Source organism: Halolactibacillus miurensis, from assembly GCF_900116255.1.
Taxonomy (GTDB): Bacteria; Bacillota; Bacilli; order Bacillales; family Amphibacillaceae; genus Halolactibacillus; species Halolactibacillus miurensis.
Genome location: NZ_FPAI01000055.1, coordinates 1 through 1,682, shown reverse-complemented (window position 1 = coordinate 1,682; position 1,682 = coordinate 1). Strand labels below are relative to the sequence as shown.

Sequence of the window (1,682 nt, the reverse complement as noted above, 5' to 3'; positions counted from 1 at the left end):
GAGGCCACTGAAAAAGTCCAAAAAAGATCGGATACCTCATTTAATCATAGGCATCCGGTCTTTTTTTCGATAAAATAGAAGTATCAATAATAGGTGGTGGCTAAAATGATTCTTAAACAAACAGAAATGATGTTAAGTCCGTATTCAGGGATTTATGATATTGTTGTGCCTAAAGATAATTTTTTACGACAACTTAACGAGCTGGTTGATTTCTCGTTTGTTTATGATGAATTAAAGGATAAGTACTGTCACACCAATGGTCGAAACGCCATTGATCCTATTCGTATGTTTAAGTATTTACTCTTAAAGACCATCTTCGATGTCTCAGATGTTGATGTTGTTGAACGTTCCAAATACGATATGTCCTTTAAATATTTTCTTGGCATGGCTCCGGAGGAGCCAGTTATCGAGCCAAGTTCTCTAACTAAGTTTCGTAAATTGCGACTGAAAGATATCAATTTACTCGACTTACTGATCAATAAAACCGTGGAAATTGCGATTGAAACCGACGTTTTAAAAAGTCATACGATTATTGTTGATGCCACACATACAAAGGCGCGTTATAATCAAAAATCACCGAAAGAAATATTAATGGACCGTTCGAAGAAATTACGTAAAGCTGTTTATACGATTGATGCGTCGTTAAAAGATGAGTTCCCAGCCAAACCGACATCCAATGAATTAAAAGATGAACTCGACTACACTCAGAAACTAATAGATGTGATTGAAGCGAATCAAACGATTTCTGAATACCCTCAGGTAAAAGAAAAAATGAATCTGTTAAAAGAAACTGTGACAGATGATATCGAACAGCTGCGTATATCTGAAGATGAAGATGCTCGAGTGGGACACAAAACACGTGATACAGCCTTTTTTGGTTATAAAACGCACCTGGCTATGAGTGAAGAACGTATCATTACAGCGGCAACTGTTACCACGGGAGAAAAGACAGACGGCAAGCAACTCCAAAGTCTTATTGAAAAAAGTATGGCAGCTGGGTTAGAGGTTGAAACCGTCATTGGAGATGCAGCCTATTCAGAGAAGGCCAATATTGCTTTTACGAAGGGAAAAAACATGGCACTCGTGGCTAAATTAAATCCTTCTGTCACTCAAGGTAACCGTAGAAAAACTGAATTTGAGTTTAATAAAGACGCGGGCATGTATGTCTGTAAAGCCGGTCATCTAGCCGTTAAGAAAGCGCGTCATGGGAAAAAGAATATCGGAAAAAATCAGACCAATACATATTATTTTGATGTAGAAAAATGTAAAGTGTGTCCGCTTAGAGATGGCTGTTATAAACCTGGCGCTAAAAGTAAAAGTTACTCCGTCAGTATTAAATCAGACAATCATAGCGATCAAGCTAAGTTTCAAGAAACAGAATATTTTAAGGAGAAATCAAAAGAACGGTATAAAATAGAAGCTAAAAATAATGAATTAAAACACAGACACGGGTATAATATATCAAAATCCTCGGGTCTTGTTGGTATGCAAATGCAAGGAGCCGTCGCGATATTCGCGGTGAATTTGAAAAGAATATTAAAACTTAGAGGGTAACATGTGCGAGTATGTGAATTAAAAATAATAAAAAGACGACACTTATTCATATTTTTGAATAAATGTGTCGTCTTTTTTGATTCTAATTAAACTTACATTAAGAAAATCGTAAGATTTTCAGTGGCCTC

1 protein-coding gene is annotated in these 1,682 nt (G+C 36.3%); it reads left to right on the top strand.

Annotated features, from left to right (window positions below; translation table 11 throughout):
* Window positions 1-105: 105 nt before the first annotated feature.
* The gene (locus BM390_RS15125; RefSeq protein ID WP_062323983.1) at window positions 106-1,554 is read left to right on the top strand and encodes an IS1182 family transposase; all 1,449 of its coding nucleotides are present in this window, start codon (window positions 106-108) and stop codon (window positions 1,552-1,554) included.
* The last annotated feature ends 128 nt before the right edge of the window (window positions 1,555-1,682 follow it).